A 25,847-nucleotide genomic window follows, 5' to 3' on the forward strand; every position below is an offset into this window, starting at 1 on the left:
TTAGTTGCCGCGCATGGCCTGCTCGAGCTCACTGAAGCTCGGGCGATGCGCCGGATACAGCACCTTGCGCCCGAACTCGACAGCCAGGGTCGGCGGCATGCCGGAAGCGGACGCGACCAGCGTCGCCTTGATCGACTCGTAGAGGTTCAGCTCTTCCTTGGCGTCATGCTCCAACGCCCCGGAAAGCGGGCCGAAGAAACCGTAAGAAGCGAGAATACCGAGGAAGGTACCGACCAGCGCCGTACCCACCTTCTCACCGATCTGCGCGTTGTCCGCCTCGGCGAGAATCGACATGGTGATCACAATACCCAGTACCGCCGCGACAATACCCATGGCCGGCATGCCGTCGGCGACCTTGGCCACTGCGTGTGCCGGATGCTCCACTTCCTCCTTGAGGCTGGCCAGCTCCATGTCGAACAGGCCTTCCAGCTCGTGCGGCGCCATGTTGCCGGAGGACATGATACGCAGGTAGTCGCAGATGAACGCCGTCATCCGCGCATCCTTGAGCACGCCGGGATACTTGCTGAAGATCGGGCTGGCGTTGGGATCTTCAACGTCAGCCTCGATGGCCATCATGCCCTCGCGGCGACTTTTATTGAGTATCTCGTAAAGCAGCTTGAGCACTTCGAGGTAATAGGCATGAGTGAAACGACTGCCGAACATGCTCAGCGACTTCTTGAACACGGTCATGAACATGCTGCCGGGGTTGGCCTGCAGGAATGCCCCGAGCGCCGCACCACCGATAATCATTACTTCGAAGGGGTGGACCAATGCCATCAGGTGCCCGCCCGATAGCACGAACCCACCGAATACGCAGCCGAAAACGACGATGATGCCTATGATTTTTGCCATGGAAGAAACGCTTGAGGAGCCTAGAGGATGGGTTATTAAAAACAACCCTTCTAATTATCGGAGCTTATACGCCAGACTATAGCCAGTTATGGTCAAAAGCCAGTTTCGACTCGAGCCAATATGTCGACGTCAAAATCCCTGCCGCGCACGCTGGATGCCTGGGTACAACAGCTGGGCAAGTTGCCACTGCCAATCGAGCAGCAGCAGCATTTGCGTCTGCGTCGCATCCTTGCCGACAGCCGCCGAACCTGGCGCGAAATTGCCGAGGCGATAGAGGCGAGCCCCTCCTTTGCCCTGCAGGTACTGCGTGAAGCCAACCAGTCGAGCAACAGCCTCAGCGACCCCGCTGAAAGCGTCGAAACCGCTCTTTCGCGTCTGGGCCTGAGTCGCTGCGAAGCCCTTCTCAATCAGGCGCCCGCCCTACCAGAAAGCGACATACCCCTTGCATTCAAGCAGATCTTGCTGATCAGCCAGCATGCCAGCCAACAGGCACGCGGCTTGTTCGGCGCACGCCTGGCGCGCCTGTGGAATGAACTGCATGGCTGCAGCCTACTGTTTCTCTCGCCCATCTGGCCGCTGCTGTGCGCCCACCCTCAACTCTTCGAAGCGTGGGAACAGCGCGTACTGCTTAAAGGCGAGCGCCCTGCCGTTGTCGAGAAGGAATTGCTCGGGGTCAGCTTGATCCAGCTGTGCGTCAAACTGGCCGAACGCTGGCGCCTGCCCGAGTGGATCGTTCGCGGCTACCGCTTGCTGGAGCGAGATCGCCGCCAGTTGGTCAAGGCGTTGCACATCGCCCGCGACAACGAGCATCCCTTGCATCAACAGCAGATGCTCGACGCCGACACGCCCCTGCGCCACTGGCTCACTCATCCGAGCAACTGCGTGCTGCTGGCCAACGGCCTGGCGGTATCGGCGCACCAAGCCTGGGATACCGCACACTGCCTGCGCTGGCAGCGGCTGACCGGGCTGTACCTGCAGATTCCCCTGAGCGAACTACAGCAGGAAGTGCACCAGCATGCTGTGAGCAGCGCTCGCCAGCCCCACGACAGCACACTCTGGCATCCGGCCCAGGCGCTGATCTGGCCGTGGCACGTTCACCGCCTCAGACCAGCCGTGAGCGCGGCAGCACCGCCCAAACGTGATGACCTCGCTGCCTGGCGCCAGCACTGTGCACGCCTGCTCGCCGACCCCAGTACTTTTGCCAACGTGCCGCAGCTGACTGCCTGCGCCCGCGACGCCCTGCAAGCCTGCGGCCTCAAGCGCGTGCTGCTGCTACTTGCCGATCGCCAGCACACCCGCCTGCTAACCCAACAGCAAGCGGGCCTTGATGTCAGCGCAGCTGGCCTCAGCCTCGACCCAGCACAGAGCAAGGTGCTGAAGCGCCTGCTCAGCGAGCCAGGACAACTGCGCCTGACGCCCGGCAATGTGGCGCAGTTTTCGGCACTGCTGCCGGGCAACCTTAAGGCCCTGTTCCCCAGCGAGCACCTGCTGCTGCGCTCCCTAGCCAATAACGGTCGGGTGGTGATGCTGGTCGTGGCCGACCAGGGCGGCCAACCGCTCAATGACGTCTGCCTGCAGGCGTTCGGCAAGACCGTACAGTGCATCGAACGCGCGCTTGGTAGCTTTTCCAGACGCGGGCGCTGAAACGACCTGTTTCCGCTACAATCGACCTCTTTTCATACGAGGAGGCCGTCATGTCCGCCTTCGACAACCTGCCACTGGTGATCGAGCCGGCCGAACTGGCCGAGCGCCTGGACGCCCCCGATCTGATCCTGCTCGACCTGAGCAGCGCGGCACGCTATGCAGCCGGTCATATCCCCGGCGCGCGCTGGGTCGATGCCAAGCGCACGCAGCTAGGCCAGCCGCCTGCTCCCGGTCTGCGCCCCGAACGCCCCGAACTGGAAGCGTTGTTCGCCGATATCGGTCACCACCCGGATGCCACCTATGTGGTCTACGACGATGAAGGCGGCCCCTGGGCCGGTCGTTTCATCTGGCTGCTCGACGTGATTGGCCATCAGCACTACCACTTTCTCAACGGCGGCTTGCAGGCCTGGATCGGCGACGGCCTCGAACTGAGCCAGGAGGCACCGAGCGTAGCGCGCAGCGAAGTGCAACTGACGCTCAGCGATGCTCCCACTGCAACCCGCGACTACCTGCAGTCGCGCCTGGGCCACAGCGACCTGGCCATCTGGGACGTACGTGGCGCGGATGAATACCGCGGCGAGAAACTGAGTTCGGCACGCGGCGGGCATATCCCCGGCGCCACTCATTTCGAGTGGACGGCCGGCATGGACCCGCAACGCGGCATGCGCATCCGCACCGATATCGCCGAAATCCTGCAAGGCCTGGGCATCACGCCCGACAAGGAAGTGATCACCCACTGCCAGACTCACCGCCGCTCTGGCTTCAGCTACGTGGTCGCCAAGGCGCTCGGTTACCCACGCGTGAAGGCCTATGCCGGCTCTTGGTCCGAGTGGGGCAACCTACCCGACACGCCAATCGAACGCTGAGCGCATCGGCAATCAGATCTCCCCGGCCTGGCCATGCCAGTGCCGGTTCAGAACCCTCAAGGAAACACGATGAAACAACGTCTCTTTATCCTCAGCCAGTACCTGCTGCCTCATCACCTGCTGTCGCGCCTGATCGGCTGCGTTGCCGAATGCCGTATCGGCTGGCTGAAGAATCCGCTGATCTCGTGGTTCGCCAAGCAATACCAGGTCAACATGAGCGAAGCGCAAGTCGAAGACCTGCGCGCCTTCGAGCACTTCAACGCCTTTTTCACCCGCGCCTTGAAAGATGGCGTCCGCCCGCTGGATGGAACCCCCGGCGCCATTCTCAGCCCTGCCGACGGCGCCATCAGCCAGCTCGGTGCCATCGAGCACGGCCGAATCTTCCAGGCCAAGGGCCACAGCTTCAGCGCTGTCGAACTGCTCGGCGGCGATGCCGAGCGCGCAGCACCGTTCATGGGCGGCCAGTTCGCCACCGTGTACCTGTCGCCGAAGGATTACCACCGCGTGCATATGCCGCTGGGCGGCACGCTGAAGGAAATGGTCTACGTACCGGGTCGCCTGTTCTCGGTCAACCAGACCACCGCGGAGAACGTGCCCGAGCTGTTCGCGCGCAACGAGCGCGTGGTCTGCCTGTTCGACACCGAGCGCGGGCCGATGGCCGTGGTACTGGTCGGTGCGATGATCGTGGCCAGCGTCGAAACCGTATGGGCCGGCCTGGTCACGCCGCCCAAGCGTGAGCTGAAGAGCACCCGCTACGACGCGCAGGCGCGCGAGCCGATCGAGCTGGCCAAAGGTGCGGAGATGGGTCGTTTCAAGCTGGGCTCCACCGCCATCGTTCTGTTCGGCCCGAATCAGGTGCAATGGGCTCAGGAGCTGGACGCCGGCAGCGCGGTGAGCATGGGCCAACTGCTCGGCAACGCTCAAGACTGAAAACGAAAAACAGGAACCCGCGTATCGACCGCTTGGTCATAGATACGTACTCTGCCTGGGTGCCCGTCCATGTGGACGGGCTGCCAGCACAGCCAGATGCTGCTAGAGTTCGAAAGACTATTACTAGAGCCGCTTGATAGTGCGTGGCCGGAGCCTCCGAGTTTGATGGATAAACAGAGTACCCACCTTCAACTGTTGCGCGTTCCCACGCCAAGCAAGCAGAGCCTCGGTTTCTGCGACGGCAGCCCCCGCGATCTGAAACGCTGGATCGCAGGCCTACCCAAGGCGAACATCGGTGAAACCGCACGGCAGTTGTATCAGAGCCTGGTGGAACTCAACCAATTCCTCACCCCCTCGGAAAACCGCCTGCAACTGCTCGAGCTGCTGCGCCCGGAAGTCAGCTACGTCTGCCAGCATCTGGAGCGTCACTTCCTCAACCAGGCCATCGTCCTCGACGAGCGCCCACGCAAGGTAGCCAACCTGTGCCAGGCGCTGCAGAACCACCTGGCCGTCGGCTACAAACTGATCATTTCCCGCGTTATCAGCCGTAGCGGCAAGGATCGCGACCAACTGCTCGCCGTCTCTCTGCAGCGCGCCAGCCACAGTCTTTGCAGCCCGCTGATCCGCGCCAGCCAGCTTTACTGCCCGGTGCCCGAAGGGCTGTGGCTGGAGCTGCACCAGCTGTATCAGATCGCCTGCGAACAAGGCCTGCAACGCCAGGTCATTCGTGACCCGCTGGCTCGCCATACCCAGGGACTGAGCACCGAGCAGTCCTACGTGACCGCGCTGCTGCTGGGCTGCGCCCGCACCAACCAGATGCGTCAGAACGGCATCGCCCGCCTGGCAGAAGCACTGGAACCCTGGAGCACACTGGTCAAGCTGCAGCCGGGCGATCATCCGGACAGCCTGTTCGTGCTGGCACCACAGATCGACGGCCCGCCACGCTACAAATCGCTGTACCAGAGCAGTGAACTGCACAACCTTCTGGGCATCGACACTCAGCCACTGGTCGATGCGATCAAGGAATACCTCGAACTGCCGGAAGAAGAGCGCAGCAAATCGCGCTTGATGATTCCGGAGGGCATCAGCCTCGATCTGCTGCAACACGTCGCAGCGGCCTGGGGAGACATCGCCGAGCGCACCTTCCAGCGCACTGCGGGCCACGGCAACCTGACCCTGTGCATCGGCATGACCGCATTGCATTTCTTCCTTTCCGGAAAGCGCTCGTTCGCCGAAGTGCTCAAGCGCCCGGTCGAGCTAGGGGCCGCGGTGTTCAAACCCACGACCGGCGAGCCCGATGTCTGGTCGAACGCCTTCGACGCCCAGCGCAGTGCGGTTGACGAAATTCATTTCGAAGAAATCCAGTACACCAAAGTGACGCCTGGCGAACAAGCGCAGCCGGCGAGCAATGGCGAGGAGTACCCGACCTTCCCGCTGGCCATCGTCAATCACAGCCCTGGCGGCTACTGCCTGTCCTGGCCCAAGGACGTGCCCAGCCAACTGCAAGCCGGCGAGTTGCTTGGCGTGCAGGACAGCCCGAGCCAGGGCTGGAGCGTGGCTATCGTGCGCTGGATTCGTCAGGTTCGCGGTGGCGGTACGCAGATGGGCATCGAACTAATCGCCCCGCATGCACGCCCGTGCGGCCTGCAGCTGCTGCGCAAAGCCGAGCAGAATAGCCAGTATCTGCGTGCCCTGCTGCTGCCGGAAATCAGCGCCATTTCCCGCCCTGCCAGCCTGATCACACCGCGCCTGCCGTTCCAGGAGGGCAGCAAGGTGCTGATCAACGATCACGGCGAGGAGCACCGTGCCGTGCTCACCCGCAGACAGGTCAGCACCGGAAGCTTCAGCCAGTTCGAGTATCGCCGCGTGGGCGAAGAAGAAGGCGCAGCCGGGACACCGGTCACAGCCTCGCAAAGCCAGAAGCCTGCCGGGGAGGAAGATTTTGACTCACTCTGGAAGTCGCTGTAGGCTCCAGCGAACTCACCATTTGTCGCCTTTTCGCGTCCGTTCGGCGCGGTATTGACTCCTCTATGGCCATCGAAAAAAAAACCATCCGCCTGCTGATTCTCGAAGACTCGCAGAACGAAGCTGAGCGCCTGGTTAGTTTGTTCCGCAACGCCGGTCACGCCACCCGCGTGCATCGTTTGACCTCCAGCGATGACCTTGCAGAAACCCTGCAACAAACCTGGGATCTGCTGATCTGCGCGCCGAGCAGCGAGCACCTCGACCCCAGCGAGGCGATTACCGCCATCCGCCGCCAGGCCAAGGACATCCCGGTCATCCAACTGATCGAAGACAACGACTCCGAGATCATCACCGAGGCACTGCTGTTCGGCGCCCAGGATGCACTGCCGCAAGGCGAGGACGAGCGCCTGGTGCTGGTGGCCAAGCGCGAGCTGGCCAACCTTGAAGAACGCCGCGCCCGCCGTGCCGCAGAAGTGGCACTGCGCGAGGCGGAAAAACGCTGCCAGCTGCTGCTGGAAAGCTCGGTGGACGCCATCACCTACGTCCACGACGGCATGCATATCTACGCCAACCGCGCGTACCTGGAACTGTTCCGCTACGAAGATGGCGAAGAGCTCGAAGGCATGCCGATGATCGACCTGATCGCCAGCGCCGATCACGGGGCCTTCAAGGATTTCCTGAAGAACTACCAGAGCGCCGAAGGCCATGCCGAGCTCAACTGCCAGGGCGTGCGCGCCGACGGCAGTAGCTTCGCTGCGCAGATGAGCTTTTCGCCTGCCACCTACGACGGCGAGCCGTGCATTCAGGTGGTGATCCGCGCGGAAACCTCCAACGCCGAACTGGAAGAGAAACTGCGCGAGATCAGCAGCCAGGACCTGGTCACCGGCCTGTTCAACCGCAACCATTTCCTCGAACTGATGGACAATGCCGCCGAACGCGCCGTCAGCACCGGCCAGCCCTCGACCCTCGCGTACATCCGCGTCGACCGCTACGCCGGCATGCAAGGCGAAATCGGCCTGGCCGGCATCGACCTGCTGTTGACCGATCTGACCGGTCTGCTGCGCGCACACTTCCCGGCGGAAACCCAACTGGCCCGCTTCGGTGACGATGTGTTCGCCGCCCTGCTTCCGGGCCAGACGCCCGAGCAGTGCGAAGCCAGCCTGACGACGCTGCTGAAGAAAGTCGAAGGCCATTTGTTCGACGTCAGCGGCCGCACCGCCCAGACCACCTTGTCAATTGGCGTAGCCGGCCTCAGCGAGAAAACCGCCAAGGCGCAGGAAGTCATCGACCGTGCGCACCGTTGCGCCGATGAGCTCAGCGACGGTAACGCCATCAAGCTGTTCAACCCGGCCGACGAACTGGCCGCCGCCGCCAACCGCGGCAACCTGCTGGCGATGGTGCAGCAAGCGCTGGAGAACAACAGCTTCCGCCTGCTGTTCCAGCCGATCATCAGCCTGCGTGGCGATGCCCACGAACACTACGAAGTACTGCTGCGCCTGCTCAGCCCGCAGGGCGAAGAGGTGCCGCCTACGCAGTTCCTCGCAGCCGCCAAGGACGCCGGGCTGGGCGAGAAGATCGACCGCTGGGTGATCCTCAACTCGATCAAGCTGCTGGCCGATCACCGCTCCAAAGGTCACAACACGCGCCTGTTCGTGCACCTGTCCAGCGCCAGCCTGCAGGACCAGACCCTGCTGCCCTGGCTCAGCGTGGCACTCAAGGCGGCGCGACTGCCGTCGGACTCACTGGTATTCCAGTTCAGCGAGCCGGATGCCATCGCCTACCTGAAACAGGCCAAGGCCCTGACCCAAGGCCTAGCGGAGCTGCACTGCAAGGCGGCCCTGAGCCAGTTCGGCTGTGCGCTGAATCCGTTCAACACGCTCAAACACCTGCAAGTGGACTTCGTCAAAGTCGACGGTTCCTTCTCCCAGGACCTGACCAGCGCGGACAACCAGGAAGCGCTGAAGACGCTGCTCAGCAGCCTGCACGCCCAGGCCAAGCTGACCATCGTGCCCTTCGTCGAGAGCGCCAGCGTGCTGGCCACGCTGTGGCAGGCCGGGGTCAACTTTATTCAGGGCTACTACCTGCAGGGTCCGAGCCAGTCGATGGACTACGACTTCTCGGCCGGTGACGAATAAGCTCGCCGCAACGAAAAAGCCGCCTGAACAGGCGGCTTTTTCATTTCCGAAAGAACGCGATGCTTATTCCTGCCCCTCGCGATCGCGGAAGCCCAGCAGATAAAGAATGCCATCGAGGCCGAGGGTGGAGATCGCCTGCTTGGCCGATTGCTTGACCAGCGGCTTGGCGCGGAACGCCACACCGAGACCAGCCAGACCAAGCATCGGTAAGTCGTTGGCGCCATCACCGACCGCGATGGTCTGCTCCAGCTGCAGGCCTTCCTTCTGCGCCAGCTCGCGCAGCAGATCAGCCTTGCGCTGGGCATCGACGATGGGCTCGACAGCCACGCCGGTGACCTTACCGTTCTCGATCTGCAGCTCGTTGGCGAACACGTAGTCGATACCCAGCTTGGCCTGCAGCTGCTTGGCGAAGTAAGTGAAGCCGCCGGACAGAATTGCAGTCTTGTAGCCCAGGCGCTTGAGCTCGGCGAACAGCACCTCGGCGCCCTCGGTCAGGCGCAGGGACGCGCCGATCTCTTCCAGCACGTCTTCCGACAGGCCCTGCAGCAAGCCCAGACGCTCCTTGAAACTGGCGCGGAAATCCAGCTCGCCACGCATGGCGCGCTCGGTGATCTCGGCCACCTGCTCGCCGACGCCAGCCGCCTTGGCCAGTTCGTCGATCACCTCGGCCTCGATCAACGTCGAATCCATGTCGAACACGGCCAGACGGCGATTGCGCCGGAACACCGAGTCGCGCTGGAAGGCGATGTCGACGTTGAGCTCCTGCGCCACGCTGAGGAATTCGGCGCGCAGGGCGACCGGATCGGCCGGCTCGCCACGCACGGAAAACTCGATGCAGCCCTTGCCCTGCTCAGCCGGCATATCCAGCGGCATGCGCCCGGAAAGACGGTCGATATGATCGATATTCAGGTCGTACTTGGCAGTGATCACACTGACGCGCTGCAACTGCTCAGCGCTGACCTTGCGCGTCAGCAGGGTGACGATATGGCGGGCCTTGCCCTGGCCACCGACCCATTGGCGGTAGTCGTCTTCCGATACCGGGGTGAAACGCACCTGTTGATCGAGCTCGTAGGCGGTGAACAACAGATCCTTGAGCACCGACTGGGAACGGCCATTGTCCGGAATCTCGATGAGGATGCCGAACGACAGGGTGTCGTGGATCACTGCCTGGCCGATGTCGAGGATATTCACCCCGCCTTGAGCCAACACACCGGTGATGGCAGCAGTGAGTCCGGGGCGATCCTCGCCGGTGATATTGATCAGGACGATTTCGCGCAAGACGCACCCTCCAAGGCAAACGATTGAGGCAGGCAAGCGACCGAAGAGGCCACTGACCGACGAAAAGGCGCACATTCTACCCAGTTTCCCGTCTATCCGGGCAGCTGCGCGCTTTGCCCGCTCCAGGCCGCTCGCTATACTGCGCGGCAACTTCAGTCGACAAGAGCCGTGCTCTGTGAACCGGCCCGCGCCCGTCAAACCCGATAATTTCTTCATCATGATCTTCCACGCGCTGCGTCAGCGGCGGGTGCCCTTGGTTCTGCGCATCGCCAGCCACAGTCTGTTGCTGGTGGCCTTGGCCATGGTCATCTATGCCTGGGTCATGGGCATGCAGTTCAAGCAGGCCATGCAGCAGCAGGCCGATGCCCTGGGCCAGGCGCTGATCACCCAGACAGCGGCCTCGGCTACCGAGCTGCTGGTGTCCAACGACATCCTCAGCCTCAACGTGCTACTGAACAACCTGGCGAAGAACCCGCTGGTGGCCCACGCAGCCATCTATAGCGTGGATAACCGCATCCTCGCCGAATCAGGATCGCGCCCAACGCGCAGTGTGCTGGGCGAAACCGAGGGTCTGTACACCACCCCCATCACCTTCCAGGAGGTGATGGCCGGGCAGTTGCGCATCAGCTTGGACATGAGCCAGTTCCAGCAGCCGATGACCATCAGCCTGCAGAGCATGGGCATTCTCAGCCTGATTCTGCTGGCCCTGACCCTGTCGCTGAGCATGCGCCTCGGCCGGCATATTTCCACTCCACTGCTGCAGATGCGCCTATGGCTGCGTGACCCGGACGACCCTGCGCCAGGCGCGGGGCGCCACGACGAGATCGGTGATCTGGCGCGCCAGCTGCAGGCGCGACTGGTACCGGAAAAGCCAGAACCAGAACCGGAGCTCGATGACGAGCCGCTGCTGGGGGAAGATGACAGCGAGGATTATCTGCACGACGAAGACGACGAGCGCTTCGACGAGCGGGAGGAAATCGCGGCCGAGCATGCCTTCGATGAAACCCATCTGGATGAAGACGAGGGTGAGCAACTCAAGCCCTGGCCCGACGCGATAGAGCCGGACGATCCCTTCGCCGATCTGCGTGACGAGTCCGAAGCGCCAGCGCCGGTCGCCAAGGCTCCGCGCCCATCACAAGCCAGTGCAGTGCTGGCCATTCAACTCGGCGCTCAGGAACAACTGCGACGCCTGCCGCGCACGCGCCTGCTGGACTTGCTGGATCGCTATCGGGGTTGCCTGGAACAAGCCGCCGCGCTCTATCAGGGGCAACTGCACACGCTCAAGGACGGCAGCAGCCTGATGCTGTTCCATGAGCGCGAATGCGGCGAGGATTATCTGACCCACGCCATCTGCTGTGGCGAGCTGATGCGCGCCCTGGGCCATGCCCTGCAGATCGAGGTCGCCGACAGCGGTATCACCCTGCAACTGCAGCTGGGGCTGACCCTGGGCCGTGACCTGGAAGAGCTGGGCCAGGCCGACCTGCTGCTCAGCGACAGCGCCCTGGACGCGCTGGCCTTGTCGCAACACAGCCGCAACCTGCTGCTGGTCGAGCAACGCGTCGCGCAGGATACTCTGGCTCGCCAGCGTGCCCGCATCCGCCCGATTGCCAGCCCGGAAGGTGCCAGCTGCGTGGAGCGCCTGCTCGATCCTTATCCGGCACTGCTGGAGCGGCAGCTGACGCGCATGCGCGACAGCCGGGCGTGAAAGCGACGCAGCCCATGTAGGGCGGGTGCAACCCGCCAGACGGCCAACACGGGTTGCACCCGCCCTATGCGCTGGCTAATGCTCGCCGCTGCGACGGTTTTACACCGTAGCGCTGCAACCAGTCCTTCCAGCGAACACGCTCATCACGCACCAGCCAGCCATCCTGTTCGGCAAAACTCTCCGATAGCCACACCCCGCGGGTGCTGGCAGGCAGCAGCTCACCCTTGCGCAAGGTGAACAGCCCACCGCTGGGCAATCCACGCTGCAATGCCAACAAGTAGATATCCGGCCGCCGACGCTCCAGTCGCGCCACTAGGCGGCCGTCTTCCAGGCATTCGTCGACGTGGAACAGGCTCAGCTGGCGGGCATCGCGCGGCAGCTCCAGGCTCAGGTCGTAGACCAGCTGTAAGGATGCGGTAGGCAGGTGCACGTAGGCGCGCGGGCGTTCGAGCAAGGTCAGGTTGCCGCACTGCACTGGCCGCGCAGCGCCGGACAGCGGGCTGAGGCGAAAGTGACTCGACTCACGATAACGCAGCGCGCCCTGATAGGGCGTGGGCAGCCAGGTATCGGCGAAACGCCCGCTCAGCCAGCCATCGGCGCTCTCTAACAGGCACTCCTCGGCGACTTCCTGAATGGCGGTGAGCAAAGGCAAGTTGAGTTCATGCGCCGGCACGTAGCCGGAAATCAGCTTGAGTACGGTGTCACCACGATCCGGACGCCGCTGACGCACCAGCAACCAGTAATCACGGCCATGCAGGCGCAGGGTCAGGCGCACCGAGACGCCGAGGTTGGCCAGCTCGACGGAAAAACGCGAGCTGTCCGCCACCTCGATCGGGCGGCGGCGCTCGAGCATCTGTTGGAAATTCAGCGGCTGTCCCAGGCTCTGGTAGCTCAACCCATCGGGGCTGGCTTCGACGAACAGCGGCAGGGTCTTGAAGTTACTCGGGTCCTTGCGGATCAGCGTACGCGGCATCTCGACTCCTTGTTCCGGCTGGGCGTGAATTCAGCTCGATGAGCGGCCTTCACACTAGGGTCAGGTTGAAGCGAAAACCGCTCAAGGCTGCCCCAAGCCGACCACCCAGCACAACCCAGGGCTGTAAGAGGAAGTGACCGGGGACCTCAGCGGATATCCTGCAAAACCGCCGCGACCGTCGCGACATTGGCCGCCAGGTGCGCGGGCGTGATGGTGCCGACGATGGCGCTGCTGACGCCAGGATGAGCGAAGATCAGTTCGAAGCTGGCCCGTACCGGATCGACACCCTCAGCCAGACAAGCATGCCCGCTGGCCAGCGCCTTCTTGATCAGAATGCCCTTGGCGTGACTGGCAGCGTAGTCCAATACCGGCTTCTCGCTTTGCTCACTCAGGTTATAAGTGACCATCGCGCAGTCGCCTTGTTCCAGTGCCAGCAGCCCACCCTCGACGGTCTTGCCGGAAATCCCGTAGGCGAGAACCTTGCCCTCGCGCTTGAGCTCCGCCAGCGTCTCGTACACCCCGGTTTCACGCAGCACCGTCAGATCGTTGCCATCGGAGTGCACCAACAGCAGGTCGATGCGGTCGGTCTCCAGACGCTTGAGGCTGCGCTCGACCGACAGACGAGTATGCGCAGCGGAAAAATCGAAGTGCGACTGGCCCTGCTCGAACTCCTCACCGGTCTTGCTGACGATCACCCAATCATCGCGCTGGCCACGCAACAACGGGCCGAGTCGCTGCTCGCTGATGCCGTAGGCCGGCGCGGTGTCGATCAGGTTGATGCCCAGCTCGCGCGCTTGCTGCAGCAAGGCCAGGGCCTGCGCGTCGTCGGGAATGGTGAACCCGTTGGGGTACTTCACGCCCTGGTCACGGCCGAGCTTGACCGTGCCCAGGCCCAGCGGCGAAACGCGCAAGCCGGTGGAACCCAGTGGGCGCTGCAGATCGTGCAAGGTGCTCATGGTAGCAGAGCCTCCCAAACCGGCTGACCCAGTGCGGGGCGCGGCAGCTCAGGCAACGGGGCATGGCCAGCCGGCTGCACCTTGTCCCGTTGCAGGGCGGCCAGTACGCGGTCGGCGAAGTCCGGCGCCAGCGCCAGCTTGGTCGGCCAGCCCACCAGCAGACGCTGCTCCTCGGCGAGGAAGGCGTTATCCGGGCGCACCAGGCCCGACTGCGCGGGCTCGGCGCGATCCACACGCAATGTCGCCCAGCGCGTCTGACTCTGATCGACCCAGGGCAGCAGCGACGCCATCTCCTTCTGCGCAGCCTGAATCTGAGCGCCTTCGTCGCGCGCGACGCCGTCAGCTTCAGCCAGATCGCCGCCGAGGTACCAGACCCACTGGCCATCGGCGGCCGGATGGGTGGTGACGGTGACCCGTGGCTTGGGCCCGCCGCCCAGGCAATGCGCATACAGCGGCTTCAGTGCCGGCCCCTTGGCCAGCACCATATGCAGCGGGCGCAACTGCTGCGCGGGCTGCTCGATGCCCAGCGTGGCGAGCAATTCGGCATTGCCGGCCCCGGCGCTGAGCACCACGCGCTGCGCGCGAATCTCGCGTCCGTCGACGATCAGCCCGCACAGCTCGCCGTTTTCCTGCAGTGGCTCGATGCGCTCAGCGGCCAGCAGGCTATCGCCGGCCAGTTCGGCCAGGCGTGCGATCAGGCTTGGCACATCGAGTACCAGTTCAGCGAGGCGATAGACCTTGCCCTTGAATTTCGGGTGCTGCAGCGCCGGCGGCAATTGCTCGCCCTTGACCTGATCGACCCGGCCGCGAACCGCCTTGCTGGCGAAGAAACTGGTGAGGTTGCCGGCCAGGGTACCGGGCGACCACAGATAGTGAGCTTCGGACAGAATGCGCACGCCAGAGAGATCCAGCTCGCCATTGCCGGCCAGCGCTTCGCGCCAGCGGCGCGGCATATCGGCGATGGCCTCCGACGCCCCGGTAAGCGCGCCATGCAAGGCATATTTGGCGCCGCCGTGAATGATGCCCTGCGACTTCAGACTCTGCCCGCCACCGAGGCTGCCGCGCTCCACCAGAACGGTGGCGAAGCCCTGTTGACGCAGGCGCGCATTGAGCCAGAGGCCGGCGATACCGCCGCCGACGATCAGGACATCGGTGCTGAGAGACTGGGACATGAGCGGGCCTCGGCAAAAAACAGGCGCGCAGTATAACGGCTTCAGGCAGTACCCGTAGGGTGTGCCATGCGCACCAAGGCCCTCAGGTACGCACGGCCTCAGTGACCGGTGGAGCTGGAGAACAGCTGGATCACCACGACACCGCTGACGATCAGGCCCATACCGAGCACCGCTGGCAGATCGAGCTTTTGCTGGTAGATCACCAGCGCCGCAATGCTGACCAATACGATGCCCAGCCCCGCCCAGATGGCGTAGGCGATGCCCACCGGGATGGTGCGCACGACCAGAATCAGCATCCAGAAGGCAATCGCGTAGCCACCGATCACCAACAACAGCGGCAACGGTTTGTTGAGGCCGTCGATAGCCTTCATCGAAGTGGTGGCGACCACTTCGGCCGCGATGGCAATAGCGAGATAGAGATATCCGGGCATGATGGCGACTCCTGAACGAAGGCCACGATTCTAAGTTCTTCCATGATGGGATAAAGTCATTACCTATCTGATTTTGAGATAGGCTGACCATGAACTGGAATCTAGAACAGTTGCAGCTGTTCGTCCTTACCGCCGAAAGTCGATCCTTCTCCGCCGCGGCTCGGCAAACCGGCCGCGCGCAATCGGCGGTCAGCACCGCCATCGCCCTGCTCGAAAGCGATCTCGGCGTCACCCTCTTCGAGCGCAGCAGCGGGCGCCAGCCGCGCCTGACCGAAGCAGGCGTCGCGCTGCTGGAGCAGGCTCGCAGCGTGTTGCAGCAATGTGAGCGACTGGACGGCCGCGCACTCGGCCTGGCACGTGGCGAGGAGGCGCGCCTGCGTCTGGCGCAGGACGAAGCCATGCCCTACCAGCCGGTGCTGGCCAGTCTGGAAGCCCTGGCCAACGCCTTTCCCTTGCTCGAAGTGCAGCTTTCCAGCGGCGCCCAGGGCGATGTGGCGCGCAAGCTGCTGCAACGTCAGGCCGATCTGGGCCTGCTGTTTCATCACGAGCAGATGCCCAGAGAGCTGGAAAGCCAGCGCCTGGGCACCATCGAGATGGTCACGGTGTGCAGCCCGCAACACCCGCTGGCCGCGCTCGACAGCGTGGAACGCCGTGACCTGGCCGAACATCGCCAGCTGTTGATGACGCCGCAGGACAGCCACTACCCCGGCGGCGAACAGATCAGCCCACTGGTGTGGCGCGCTGACAGCTTCTACGTCATGGCCGAGCTGGTGATACGCGGCGTTGGCTGGGCGTGGCTACCGCGCCATGTGGCGCAGTACCCGACCTACCAGGGCCACCTGCAGGAACTGCGCAGCGACTGGGCGCCACTGCCGCTGGTGGTGGAGCTGGTGTGTCGTCGTGACGGCGCGCTCGGCCCCGCCGCCAACTGGCTGGCCGACTGCCTGGCACGCGAACTGCTGCGCCCGCAAACGTGATCCCGCTTCCAGACGATGGCAGGCGACGCTAAGCTGCGCCCCCATGAACAGACTCCTCTACACCCTCCTGCTACACCTGGCCCTGTCCCTGATCGCCCTGCGCCTGGCCCTGCGCGCGCGCAAGGCGCCGGCGTACGCTCGGCGCATCAACGAACGCTTCTCCCTCGGCCTGCCGGCGATGAAACCCGGCGGCATCTGGGTGCACGCGGTATCGGTCGGTGAAAGCATCGCTGCTGCGCCGATGATCCGCGCGCTGCAGGCGCGTTATCCCGACCTGCCGATCACCGTGACCTGCATGACGCCGACCGGCTCCGAGCGCATTCAGGCCATGTTCGGCAGCAGCGTGCAGCATTGCTACCTGCCCTACGACCTGCCGTGGGCCGCTGCGCGTTTTCTCGACCGCGTACAGCCACGCCTGGGCGTGGTGATGGAAACCGAGCTGTGGCCAAACCATATTCACCAATGCGCCAAACGCGGCATTCCGGTAGCCCTGGCCAACGCACGCCTGTCCGAGCGCTCGGCACGCGGCTATGCGCGCTTTGGCAAACTCACCGCACCGATGCTCGCCGAGCTGTCGCTGATCGCCGTGCAGACCCAGCCCGAGGCGCAACGCTTTCTCGACCTGGGCGCACGCCCTGACTGCGTAGAGGTGACCGGCTCGATCAAGTTCGACCTGAAGATCGATGCCGAGCTGCTGCAACGCGCGGTCGAGTTGCGCCGCCAGTGGCAGGCCGAGCAGCGCCCGGTGTGGATCGCCGCCAGCACCCATGCGGGTGAAGACGAAATCGTCCTCGCCGCCCATCACCGGTTGCTGGAGACTCAGCCGGACGCGCTGCTGATTCTGGTGCCGCGACACCCTGAACGCTTCAACTCGGTCCATGAGTTGTGCATCAGCCGAGGGCTGACGACACGCCGCCGCGCAACGGGTGAAGCGGTGCAAGCTGGCGACCAGGTGCTGCTCGGTGACACCATGGGCGAGTTGCTGTTTCTCTATGCGCTGGCGGATATCGCCTTCGTCGGCGGCAGCCTGGTGGCCAACGGCGGGCACAACCTGCTGGAGCCAGCCGCGCTGGGCAAACCGGTACTGAGCGGCCCACACCTGTTCAACTTCCTGGAGATCGCCGCGCAGTTGCGTGAAGCCGGCGCCCTGAGCGAAGTGGAAAACGCCGAGCAGTTGGCGGACAGGGTTGCAACATTGCTGAACGAGCCAGGCGAGATGCAACGCATGAGTCATGCCGGCCTGAGCGTGCTCAAGGCCAACCAGGGCGCGCTAGAGCGCCTGCTGAATGGGTTGCAGCACCTGCTATAGCCCGAACAGCTGCAATCTGTAGGGTGGGCTTCAGCCCACCAAGACTGGCCGCTATTGGTGGGCTAAAGCAGATCGCCGCCCAACCCACCCTACGCGCTGCCGTTGAAAGCAAAAGCCCGACTCGCGTCGGGCTTTTTGTTTGCTGCGAACGCCTCAGAAATCCTGATTGTTCTTCAGACGCTCTTCGGCGGCAGAGGCCAGGTCCGGTGGCAGGAAGTCCTTGTCCGGGTTGTAGTCCGGCTTGAGGAAGCTGCCCAGCGCTTCCAGATCGGCGGGGCTGAGGGTGCCAGCCGCCTGCTTAAGGCGCAGGTTGTTGAGGATGTAGTCATAGCGGGCATCGTTATAGTTGCGCACGGCACTGTACAGCTGGCGCTGGGCGTCTAGCACGTCGACGATGTTGCGGGTACCAACCTGGTAGCCGATCTCGGTGGCCTCCAGCGCGCTCTGGTTGGAGATGATCGACTGGCGACGCGCCTGTACGGTCTCCACGTCGGTGTTCACCGCACGGAACAGGTTGCGTGTGTTCTGCACCACCTGACGGCGCAGGCTCTCGCGCAGTTGCTCGGTCTGACCGAGGCGCTGATAAGCCTCGCGCACCTGCGAGCTGGTCAAGCCACCGCTGTACAGCGGGATGTTCAATTGCAGACCGATGGAACGCTGCGAAACGTCGCCGCTGTAACGCGGAGCACCAAATGCCCCGGAATTGGTGAAGCCCAGGCTGTCATTATCGCCCTGCTGATAGCTGGCCACCGCATCCAGGGTCGGCGCATGGCCGGCCTTGCGCTGACGCAAGTTTTCCTCGGCAGCGTTTACCGCGTACAGGCTGGCTTGCAGGTTGAGGTTCTGTGCGGCAGCGGTATCGACCCAGGACTTGGCGTCATTGGGCGTCGGCGCCAGCACCGGCAGGGTATGGACGATCCCTTCGACGGCTACGTAATCGCGGTTAGTCAGGGTCACCAGGGCTTCGAAGGCGTCATCCACCGCGCGCTCGGCGAGCAGGCGGTTGGCACGGGCGGTATCGAAGCCGGCCTGGGCTTCGAGCACGTCGGTCTTGTCGGACAGGCCAACATCGAAGCGCTCGTTGGCCTGGTCCAGCTGACGCTTGAAGGCCGACTCTTCGGCTCGGGTCGAGGCCAGGTTGTCCTGGGCACGCAATACGGCGAAGTAGGTTTCGGCGCTCTGCAGGATCAGGTTCTGCTCAGTGGCGGACAGCTCCAGCGCGGCCTGCTCGCTGGTGGCTTCGGCCGCCTGCAACTGGAACCAGCGGTCAGCGCGAAACAGCGGCTGACTGAGGTTGGCCTGATACACCAGGCCACTGCGCGAGATCGTCGCGCTGGGCGAATCGATTTCAGTGCGGGTGTCACCATAGTTGGCACCGGCCGACAGGTTGGGCAGCAAGCCGGCTCGCGCCTGCGGCACGACTTCGCGGCGGGCCTGATAATCGGCGCGCGCAGCGGCGATATCGGCATTGTTCTTCGCCGCTTCCTGATACACGGTGACCAGGTCGGTCTTGCTGGACAGCGGGGCCTCTGCGGCCTGAACCAGGCCCACCGAAGCGGCGGCCACGGCGATTGCCAGGGAAAGTCTGCGCAACATGATGGATGTCGATCCTTGAATAGGCGGTAATCGGCAAGGCTACGGGGCGCCGCAGGCGGGGGTCAAGCGCGCCATGGGCAGCATCAGTCTAGCTGGCGGCAAGCTATGTTGCTCGTCTGCAACAATCCGCGTTGTGGTAGAGCAGCAGTCGCTTTCCGACGCACGGGTCGATATTTATTGACCGCCGAGTTGGTTTTCTCCCACCAGCTTGTTTAGACTGCCCGAGTTCTTGTCGGGGTGCCCCAAATGCGGGGCTGAGATTGGCAGCTGCCGGATCCCGTTGAACCTGATCAGGTTAAGGCCTGCGTAGGGAACAAGATGTCCTCGCCAGCACTCGGCGAGTCCTCTCGGCACCGCCCACGGTGTATCTCGCGCCCTTCGTCCGCTCAGGTTCCAACTCCGACATCTATCCCGGAGAGAGCCTTGATGAGCGTACAACAAGAAAAGAATTCGAGTCCGATTCTGAGCGAAAGCGCCCAGGTCGATCAGCAGTCGGTACAACCCTTCCCGCGTTCGCAGAAAGTCTATGTACAAGGCTCGCGCCCAGATATTCGCGTGCCGATGCGCGAGATCAGCCTGGACGTGACACCGACCGACTTTGGCGGCGAGATCAACGCCCCGGTTACCGTCTATGACACCTCCGGCCCCTACACCGACCCGAACGTCACCATTGACGTGCGCAAGGGACTGGCCGATGTGCGCAGCGCCTGGATCGAAGATCGCGGCGACACCGAGAAACTGCCGGGCCTGTCCTCCGAGTTCGGCCAACGCCGCCTGAACGATGCAGAGCTGACCAAGATGCGCTTCGCCCACGTGCGCAACCCGCGCCGGGCCAAGGTCGGCCACAACGTCAGCCAGATGCACTACGCCAAGAAGGGCATCATCACGCCCGAGATGGAGTACATCGCCATCCGCGAGAACATGAAGCTGGCCGAAGCACGCGAAACCGGCCTGCTCAATGAGCAGCATGTCGGCCACAGCTTCGGCGCCAATATTCCGAAAGAGATCACCCCCGAATTCGTGCGCAGCGAAGTCGCTCGCGGCCGCGCCATCATCCCGGCCAACATCAACCATGTGGAGCTGGAGCCGATGATCATCGGCCGCAACTTCCTGGTGAAGATCAACGGCAATATCGGTAACTCGGCGCTCGGCTCATCCATCGAAGAAGAAGTGGCCAAGCTGACCTGGGGCATCCGCTGGGGCTCGGACACGGTGATGGATCTGTCCACCGGCAAGCACATCCACGAGACCCGCGAGTGGATCATCCGCAACTCGCCGGTACCGATCGGTACTGTGCCGATCTACCAGGCACTGGAAAAGGTCGGCGGCGTGGCCGAAGACCTGACCTGGGAGCTGTTCCGCGACACCCTGATTGAACAGGCCGAGCAAGGCGTGGACTACTTCACCATCCATGCTGGCGTGCTGCTGCGCTATGTGCCGCTGACCGCCAAGCGCGTCACCGGCATCGTTTCGCGCGGCGGCTCGATCATGGCCAAGTGGTGCCTGGCGCACCACAAGGAAAACTTCCTCTACACCCATTTCGATGACATCTGCGAGATCATGAAGGCCTACGACGTGTCCTTCTCCCTGGGTGACGGCCTGCGCCCCGGCTCCATCGCCGACGCCAACGACGCCGCGCAGTTCGGCGAACTGGAAACCCTCGGCGAGCTGACCAAGATCGCCTGGAAGCACGACGTGCAGTGCATGATCGAAGGCCCCGGCCACGTGCCGATGCAGCTGATCAAGGAGAACATGGACAAGCAGCTCGAGTGCTGCGACGAAGCGCCGTTCTACACCCTAGGCCCGCTGACCACCGATATCGCGCCGGGCTACGACCACATCACCAGCGGCATCGGCGCGGCGATGATCGGCTGGTTCGGCTGCGCCATGCTCTGCTACGTCACGCCCAAGGAGCACCTGGGCCTGCCAAACAAGGATGACGTCAAGACCGGCATCATCACCTACAAGATCGCCGCGCATGCTGCGGATCTCGCAAAAGGTCATCCGGGGGCACAGATCCGCGACAACGCCTTGAGCAAGGCGCGCTTCGAGTTCCGCTGGGAAGACCAGTTCAACCTCGGCCTGGACCCCGACACCGCACGCGCCTACCACGACGAGACGCTGCCGAAGGATTCGGCCAAGGTCGCACATTTCTGTTCCATGTGCGGGCCGAAGTTCTGTTCGATGAAGATCACCCAGGAGGTGCGCGAGTACGCCAAGGAGAAGGGCCTGACCGACGAACAGAAGGCCATCGAGACCGGCTTCGCCGAACAGTCCGTACGTTTCAAGGAAGAAGGTGCGGTGATCTACCGGCAGGTCTGACGATCAACCTGCCAAAGCCCCTTTCCATAGAAAGGGGCTTTTCTTTCAGGGTCGCACCGACGCCGCGTCATAAAAGCAGTAACCGCTGTTGCGTAGGGTCTTGATGGGCAACTCCGTTCCCGCGTTGTCCAGCACCTTGCGCCTCAGCCGCCTCATCTGGGTATCCAGACGTCGCTGGTCGTAACTCAAGTAGTCGCCACCCAGTGCCTGGATAATCTGCCTACGGCTGATGCTTTCACCAGGTGCTGCCATCAGGCAACGCAGCACCAGCATATCCTGTTGCGACAGCGACACCTGCGCGCCATCAGGCAGACACAGGCGGCGCGGGCCGATCTCCAGGCACCAAGCAGGCTGGCTGCGGTTTAGTTCCAGGCGGCGGCACAGCGCCTCCAGCGTGGCCGAGAGCTCACCGAGGTCACAGCCTTTGCCGAGGTAATGATCGGCGCCGATACACAGCCCCTCGATCCTGTCCGTCGCGGTGCCGCGTGCACTGAACACCACGATGCCCAGCCGATCACCTGCCAGGCGCAGATTCTGGATCAGGGAAAGACCACTGCCATCGGGCAGACCAATGTCGATCACAGCCAGGCGATGACGCCCGGGCTCGAAGGCCGCATTGAATTCCGCCAGAGAGGTCACGAAGGTCACGCAATAGCCGATCTCCCCGAGAAAGTCGGCGAGCTCCGCCCCCAACACGGGGTCGTCTTCGAGAAAAATCAGATCGATCATACTTGCCAAACTCATTCACTGGCGGCTTTCATAACCCTCCCGCCCATGATCATCAAGCCTTGAGACTTCTCAATCCAGGCATGTCCAGACTCCCTCCTCTGCTGTTGCTGCTCATCCTGTTGTTGCCGTCGACGCTGCAAGCCGCCGCGTTGCACCTGGACGATACCAAACCGATGTTCAGTACCGCAGGCTATCTCGAGGGTCTGGCAGACCCCGGTGGACAGTTCGATGTCGCACAGGCCAATGCCGCGCAAGGGTGGCAGAAACTGCCCAGTAACCTCAATGCCGGTTATACCCCGAACACTTACTGGCTGCGCTTGCGACTGGACGTGCCCCAACCCCTGCCCGGCGGATGGATGCTTCACCTGAGCAACGCGCTGCTGGACGATGTACGCGTCTACACCTGGGACCCCGGTGGCTGGCAGCTGCTCGGGCTCAGCGGCGAGAACGTGTCACGCAGCGAATGGCCCGTCGACTACCGCAGTGCGGTGATCCCGTTCGAACCGACAGAGGCGAGCGAACATACATTGCTCATCAGGCTTGAGAGCAAGAACTCGCTGGCGACGCGTGTGGAGATCTGGCAGCGCCTGGCCTTCGACGACAACTCGCGGCGCGAGGGCCTGTTCTTTGGCCTGCATTTCGGATTCTATCTGCTACTGATCGGCCTGCACGCGATCTTCTGGGCAGCAACCCGTAGCCATATGAGTGGCCTGTTTCTCCTGTATATCAGCCTCAGTCTGCTCAACGAAGTCCTGAGCCTGGGACTGATTCAGCAAATCATTGGCTTGCCCGTGACGTGGAGCGACCGCCTCCTCGGGGCTGGTTTTGCGTGCAATCTGCTGGTCGGATTCCGCGTTTCGATGCAGCAGCTGGGCATGCCGATACTCTATCCACGGACCAGCTTATGGTTGGATCACACCATCAAGGTGGCGGCGCTCTACTGCCTGAGCATGGCCTTGCTCAACAATTACTCCATGAGCGTGGTACCGGTGCTCCTGCTGGGTATGGTGATGATGGTCGGGTTCAGCAGCATGTGCATTTGGCTGCTGATACGGGGTTATCGACATGCCAGGTTCTTCGCCCTGGCCTTTGGCATCTTCTATGCGGGATTGCTGATCGGTTTCCTGCGTAATCTTGGCTACCTGCCGGTCAATGCCTGGACCGAACTGGCGACGACGATCGCCACCATGCTGCACATGATCCTGCTGAGCCTATGGCTAATTACCCGCTACGAGCGCAAGCGTCGCTCGCGCGAACGCTGGCAAGCCAACCGAGCTGCCAACATGGCCCAGCAGCACAGCCAGGAACTGACCCGCGAAGTGGAGCAGCGCACCGCAGACCTGCGCCAGGAGATACACCGTCGCAAGTTACTCGAACAGGAACTGCGCAATGCGCTGGAACTCGAACAGCGCGTACGTACCGAGCAACAGGATTTCGTCGCCATGGTCTCTCACGAATTCCGCACCCCGCTGGCGATCATCACCACCCTGTCACAGCGCATCGAGCAGGGCACGCCGCCACAGACGCCGAAGAATGCCGAACGCTGCCAGCAGATACGCAACGCTGCCTCACGACTGCTCGCCCTGGTCGATGAATACCTGAGTGACGACCGCATGGGAGAGTCTCCCGTCGAGTTGAAGCATGCACCCTACGACCTACCGGCCCTGCTGGAGGATCTCAGCGGCGACTTCGCACCGGGGCGTATCCGTAACCATTTCCACTGCAAAACCGAGCGTCTGGTCACCGACGCAGGGCTGCTGCATATCGCCCTGCGCAACCTGTTGGCCAATGCTGACCGTCACTCCCCCGCCAACGAAACTGTAGAGGTCGATGTCAACGAAGACGGCGACTTCCTCCTCATCGACATCTGCAACGTCTCCAGCAACATCCCCGCGCACGAGCGCGAGCGCCTGTTCCGCAAATACTTTCGCGGCCAGAACGCCAAGCACGCAACCGGCGCAGGCCTGGGCCTGTATCTGGTACAGCGTATCAGCGAAATGCTAGGTGGCGACGTGACCCTGCTCTCGGCAGGCGGTGAACAGGGTGTGTGCTTCCGCCTGCGCCTACCGAAAACCCCTGCCCCGAAATAACCAAGCAAAAGACTCAACTACCGCTCAGATTTGCTCAGTCCCTCTCGACCAAAGACCAATAGACTCATCGCAAATTGCCATCACTCATGCAGTACGAGCGAGCGGGTCTGCCATGCCAAATCTCCACGCCATCCCATGCCGCTCTTCTGGCATGTCCTCCATAGCGCCTTCTCTTCCTGACACGCCCTCACGCAGAACGCGCTTTCCACTGCTGAGCGGCTTGCTCACACTGTTGCTCAGCTCGGTCAGCGCTACAGTCTTGGCACAAACGCCCAGCGACCTTGAGGCTGCGGCACGTCAGGCCGAGCGCCTGCAGAACGAGATGAATCAGCGCATCCAGCAGCAGCGCCTGCAGGATCTGCAATCAGACCAGCCGCCCGCTCGCCTGCAAGTGGTGCCACCGACATCCCGCCCACGCGACTCGGCGGTCTGCCGGGACATCAGCACGGTCGAGATTCAGAACGCCGAACTGCTGCCCAAACGCGTTCGCCGCGACATCGCCGAGAGCTATCAGGGGCGCTGCCTAGGCGTTGCCGAAATCGAGCAACTACTGGCAGACGTCACCGCCGCGTACATGACTCGTGGTTACGTAACCGCACGTGCCTACCTGCCAGGCCAGGATCTGAGTCAGGGCACCTTGATCATCGAAGTCGAAGAAGGCCAACTCGAGCGCATCGACATCAACGATGGCGACAAGCGTTCCATCTCACCCGGCAACGTGTTTCCCGGCAAGGTCGGCGAACCGCTCAACCTGCGTGACCTGGAGCAGGCGCTGGATCAGATCAACCGCCTGTCGTCGAACAACGCCACCATGGAAATCCTGCCAGGCACCCAACCGGGCGACAGCCTGGTGCGCTTCAACAACGAACCGGGGCAGCCGTACCACCTGAATCTCACGTATGACAACAACGGCCAGAAGGCTACCGGTCGTAATCAGCTTGGGGTCAACCTGGGGTTGGACAACCTGCTGGGCTTCAACGACTTCCTCAGCCTGACCCACCGTCGCGCCCAGCCCTACGAAAGCGGCAAGCGCTCGTCCTACTTCAACAACCTGACCTACGTCCTGCCCTGGGGCTACAACACCTTAAGTCTGAGCCTCTCCGACTCCGAATACGCCAGCCTGCTGAAAGCACCCAGTGGCACCAAGCTGAAAACCAACGGCGATTCGCAGACCTACACCCTGCAGATGGATCGCGTGCTCTGGCGTGGCCAATCAGGCCAATGGAACCTGTCCGGTGCACTGACCCAGAAGGAACAGGGCAACTACCTCGAAGACATCTTGCTGGCCGTCAGCAGCCGTCGCCTGAGCGTGTTCGACCTCGACACCAGCTACACCACACGCGTACTCGGCGGCGCCTTCAGCCTGAACGTTGGCGTGGCCCGTGGCCTGCACCTGTTCGGCTCGCTCAAGGACGCCTCCAACCTTCCCGACTGGGCACCACGCGCGCAATTCACCAAGTACAAGTACGGGTTCGGCTACTACCGCCCCTTCGAGCTGCTGAACCAGGAGCTGAGCTTCAACAGCCAGTTCAGCGGCCAGCATGCCCGCGACGTGCTCTATGGCTCGGAGCGCATCTCCCTCGGCAGCCTCTATACGGTGCGCGGCTTCAACGAAGAATCCATCGCCGGTGATCACGGCTATTACTGGCGCAACGAGCTGGCCCTGACCCATCGCTTCAGCCTGCCCAACGGCCGCCCTGCGCTGCTGCGCCCCTTTGTCGGACTCGACTACGGCAAAGCCTGGAACCGTGAAGACGAATCCGCTGGCGACCTCAGCAGCGCATCACTCGGCGTGGGCGTGATGACCGGCCCGGCCAGCCTCAACCTGACGCTGGCACACCCCCTCGACTCCCCCAAATACGAGACGGATCAGGGCGACACCCTGGCCTTCAGCCTCAGCCTTTCCCTCTGAAGGAA

The 25,847-nt window shown here is 63.0% G+C and carries 19 protein-coding genes and 1 riboswitch; of the genes, 11 read left to right on the forward strand and 8 right to left on the reverse strand.

The features are described from left to right. The gene (gene motA / locus BM059_RS02180) at positions 1-852 is read right to left on the reverse strand and encodes a flagellar motor stator protein MotA (protein ID WP_037003402.1); all 852 of its coding nucleotides are present in this window, start codon (positions 850-852) and stop codon (positions 1-3) included. Between the two features lie 120 nt (positions 853-972). Between motA and BM059_RS02185 the strand changes: the two genes are divergently transcribed. The 5 genes from BM059_RS02185 (at position 973) to BM059_RS02205 (ending at position 8,392) form a co-directional block, all read left to right on the forward strand. Next, complete coding sequence (locus BM059_RS02185) at positions 973-2,496, forward strand: HDOD domain-containing protein (protein ID WP_074936402.1); 1,524 nt, start codon at positions 973-975, stop codon at positions 2,494-2,496. Between the two features lie 50 nt (positions 2,497-2,546). Continuing rightward, on the forward strand, positions 2,547-3,362 hold the full coding sequence (locus tag BM059_RS02190) for a rhodanese-like domain-containing protein (RefSeq protein WP_074936404.1): 816 nt from the start codon (positions 2,547-2,549) through the stop codon (positions 3,360-3,362). A 69-nt stretch (positions 3,363-3,431) separates the two neighbouring features. Next, on the forward strand, positions 3,432-4,292 hold the full coding sequence (gene asd, locus BM059_RS02195; RefSeq protein WP_074936406.1) for an archaetidylserine decarboxylase: 861 nt from the start codon (positions 3,432-3,434) through the stop codon (positions 4,290-4,292). A gap of 165 nt (positions 4,293-4,457) precedes the next feature. Then, positions 4,458-6,260 (forward strand): molecular chaperone, encoded by a 1,803-nt coding sequence (locus BM059_RS02200; protein WP_074936408.1) that lies wholly within the window; start codon positions 4,458-4,460, stop codon positions 6,258-6,260. A gap of 62 nt (positions 6,261-6,322) precedes the next feature. Continuing rightward, complete coding sequence (locus BM059_RS02205) at positions 6,323-8,392, forward strand: EAL domain-containing response regulator (protein WP_074936410.1); 2,070 nt, start codon at positions 6,323-6,325, stop codon at positions 8,390-8,392. 63 nt (positions 8,393-8,455) lie between these two features. Here BM059_RS02205 and serB read toward each other — a convergent pair whose 3' ends face one another. Further along, on the reverse strand, positions 8,456-9,670 hold the full coding sequence (gene serB, locus BM059_RS02210) for a phosphoserine phosphatase SerB (protein WP_074936412.1): 1,215 nt from the start codon (positions 9,668-9,670) through the stop codon (positions 8,456-8,458). A gap of 175 nt (positions 9,671-9,845) precedes the next feature. Here serB and BM059_RS02215 point away from each other — a divergent pair, with 175 nt between their 5' ends. Continuing rightward, positions 9,846-11,375 (forward strand): AhpA/YtjB family protein, encoded by a 1,530-nt coding sequence (locus BM059_RS02215; protein WP_074936414.1) that lies wholly within the window; start codon positions 9,846-9,848, stop codon positions 11,373-11,375. A 64-nt stretch (positions 11,376-11,439) separates the two neighbouring features. On the opposite strand, the gene BM059_RS02220 is transcribed toward BM059_RS02215, so the two are convergent. From BM059_RS02220 to BM059_RS02235, 4 genes are all read right to left on the reverse strand, one after another. Further along, a complete protein-coding gene (locus tag BM059_RS02220) occupies positions 11,440-12,348 on the reverse strand; it encodes a hypothetical protein (protein WP_037003412.1) in 909 nt (302 codons plus the stop codon). Between the two features lie 146 nt (positions 12,349-12,494). Continuing rightward, a complete protein-coding gene (locus BM059_RS02225; RefSeq protein WP_074936416.1) occupies positions 12,495-13,304 on the reverse strand; it encodes an aldo/keto reductase in 810 nt (269 codons plus the stop codon). Beyond that, positions 13,301-14,476, reverse strand: a complete 1,176-nt coding sequence (locus BM059_RS02230) for an NAD(P)/FAD-dependent oxidoreductase (protein WP_074936418.1) — start codon at positions 14,474-14,476, stop codon at positions 13,301-13,303. Before BM059_RS02230 ends, BM059_RS02225 begins: the two co-directional genes overlap by 4 nt. A 98-nt stretch (positions 14,477-14,574) precedes the next feature. Continuing rightward, positions 14,575-14,907, reverse strand: a complete 333-nt coding sequence (locus BM059_RS02235; RefSeq protein WP_074936421.1) for a DMT family transporter — start codon at positions 14,905-14,907, stop codon at positions 14,575-14,577. Positions 14,908-14,996: 89 nt separating this feature from the next. On the opposite strand from BM059_RS02235, the gene BM059_RS02240 reads away from it, so the two are divergent. Both BM059_RS02240 and waaA read left to right on the forward strand, forming a co-directional pair. Continuing rightward, a complete protein-coding gene (locus BM059_RS02240) occupies positions 14,997-15,884 on the forward strand; it encodes a LysR family transcriptional regulator (protein ID WP_074936423.1) in 888 nt (295 codons plus the stop codon). Between the two features lie 43 nt (positions 15,885-15,927). Then, positions 15,928-17,193, forward strand: a complete 1,266-nt coding sequence (gene waaA, locus BM059_RS02245) for a lipid IV(A) 3-deoxy-D-manno-octulosonic acid transferase (RefSeq protein WP_074936425.1) — start codon at positions 15,928-15,930, stop codon at positions 17,191-17,193. A gap of 153 nt (positions 17,194-17,346) precedes the next feature. Here the strand turns inward: waaA and BM059_RS02250 are convergent, their stop codons facing one another. Further along, positions 17,347-18,789, reverse strand: a complete 1,443-nt coding sequence (locus BM059_RS02250) for a TolC family outer membrane protein (protein WP_074936427.1) — start codon at positions 18,787-18,789, stop codon at positions 17,347-17,349. A gap of 223 nt (positions 18,790-19,012) precedes the next feature. Continuing rightward, positions 19,013-19,119: riboswitch (TPP riboswitch) on the forward strand. Positions 19,120-19,215: 96 nt separating this feature from the next. Here BM059_RS02250 and thiC point away from each other — a divergent pair. After that, positions 19,216-21,111, forward strand: coding sequence for a phosphomethylpyrimidine synthase ThiC (thiC, locus tag BM059_RS02255; RefSeq protein ID WP_074936429.1), 1,896 nt, complete (start codon positions 19,216-19,218; stop codon positions 21,109-21,111). 45 nt (positions 21,112-21,156) lie between these two features. Here the strand turns inward: thiC and BM059_RS02260 are convergent, their stop codons facing one another. Next, positions 21,157-21,840, reverse strand: a complete 684-nt coding sequence (locus BM059_RS02260) for a response regulator transcription factor (RefSeq protein ID WP_037003426.1) — start codon at positions 21,838-21,840, stop codon at positions 21,157-21,159. 80 nt (positions 21,841-21,920) lie between these two features. Here BM059_RS02260 and BM059_RS02265 point away from each other — a divergent pair, with 80 nt between their 5' ends. Beyond that, on the forward strand, positions 21,921-23,930 hold the full coding sequence (locus BM059_RS02265; protein WP_074936431.1) for a sensor histidine kinase: 2,010 nt from the start codon (positions 21,921-21,923) through the stop codon (positions 23,928-23,930). A gap of 220 nt (positions 23,931-24,150) precedes the next feature. Then, positions 24,151-25,842 carry a ShlB/FhaC/HecB family hemolysin secretion/activation protein gene (locus tag BM059_RS02270; RefSeq protein WP_074936433.1) on the forward strand — a complete coding sequence of 564 codons (1,692 nt, stop codon included), beginning with the start codon at positions 24,151-24,153 and terminating at the stop codon, positions 25,840-25,842. Positions 25,843-25,847 lie beyond the last annotated feature (5 nt).

The organism is Ectopseudomonas composti (genome assembly GCF_900115475.1).
Taxonomy (GTDB): Bacteria; Pseudomonadota; Gammaproteobacteria; order Pseudomonadales; family Pseudomonadaceae; genus Aquipseudomonas; species Aquipseudomonas composti.

Excerpts from the sequence above, each read along its gene's own strand:
- BM059_RS02200 (WP_074936408.1), top strand. The coding sequence starts at position 4,458 with ATGGATAAACAGAGTACCCACCTTCAACTGTTGCGCGTTCCCACGCCA.
- BM059_RS02240 (WP_074936423.1), top strand. The coding sequence starts at position 14,997 with ATGAACTGGAATCTAGAACAGTTGCAGCTGTTCGTCCTTACCGCCGAA.
- thiC (WP_074936429.1), top strand. The coding sequence starts at position 19,216 with ATGAGCGTACAACAAGAAAAGAATTCGAGTCCGATTCTGAGCGAAAGC.
- BM059_RS02185 (WP_074936402.1), top strand. The coding sequence starts at position 973 with ATGTCGACGTCAAAATCCCTGCCGCGCACGCTGGATGCCTGGGTACAA.
- motA (WP_037003402.1), bottom strand. The coding sequence starts at position 852 with ATGGCAAAAATCATAGGCATCATCGTCGTTTTCGGCTGCGTATTCGGT.
- BM059_RS02220 (WP_037003412.1), bottom strand. The coding sequence starts at position 12,348 with ATGCCGCGTACGCTGATCCGCAAGGACCCGAGTAACTTCAAGACCCTG.
- BM059_RS02225 (WP_074936416.1), bottom strand. The coding sequence starts at position 13,304 with ATGAGCACCTTGCACGATCTGCAGCGCCCACTGGGTTCCACCGGCTTG.
- BM059_RS02230 (WP_074936418.1), bottom strand. The coding sequence starts at position 14,476 with ATGTCCCAGTCTCTCAGCACCGATGTCCTGATCGTCGGCGGCGGTATC.
- BM059_RS02205 (WP_074936410.1), top strand. The coding sequence starts at position 6,323 with ATGGCCATCGAAAAAAAAACCATCCGCCTGCTGATTCTCGAAGACTCG.
- BM059_RS02235 (WP_074936421.1), bottom strand. The coding sequence starts at position 14,907 with ATGCCCGGATATCTCTATCTCGCTATTGCCATCGCGGCCGAAGTGGTC.
- asd (WP_074936406.1), top strand. The coding sequence starts at position 3,432 with ATGAAACAACGTCTCTTTATCCTCAGCCAGTACCTGCTGCCTCATCAC.
- waaA (WP_074936425.1), top strand. The coding sequence starts at position 15,928 with ATGAACAGACTCCTCTACACCCTCCTGCTACACCTGGCCCTGTCCCTG.
- BM059_RS02250 (WP_074936427.1), bottom strand. The coding sequence starts at position 18,789 with ATGTTGCGCAGACTTTCCCTGGCAATCGCCGTGGCCGCCGCTTCGGTG.
- BM059_RS02260 (WP_037003426.1), bottom strand. The coding sequence starts at position 21,840 with ATGATCGATCTGATTTTTCTCGAAGACGACCCCGTGTTGGGGGCGGAG.
- BM059_RS02265 (WP_074936431.1), top strand. The coding sequence starts at position 21,921 with ATGTCCAGACTCCCTCCTCTGCTGTTGCTGCTCATCCTGTTGTTGCCG.
- BM059_RS02190 (WP_074936404.1), top strand. The coding sequence starts at position 2,547 with ATGTCCGCCTTCGACAACCTGCCACTGGTGATCGAGCCGGCCGAACTG.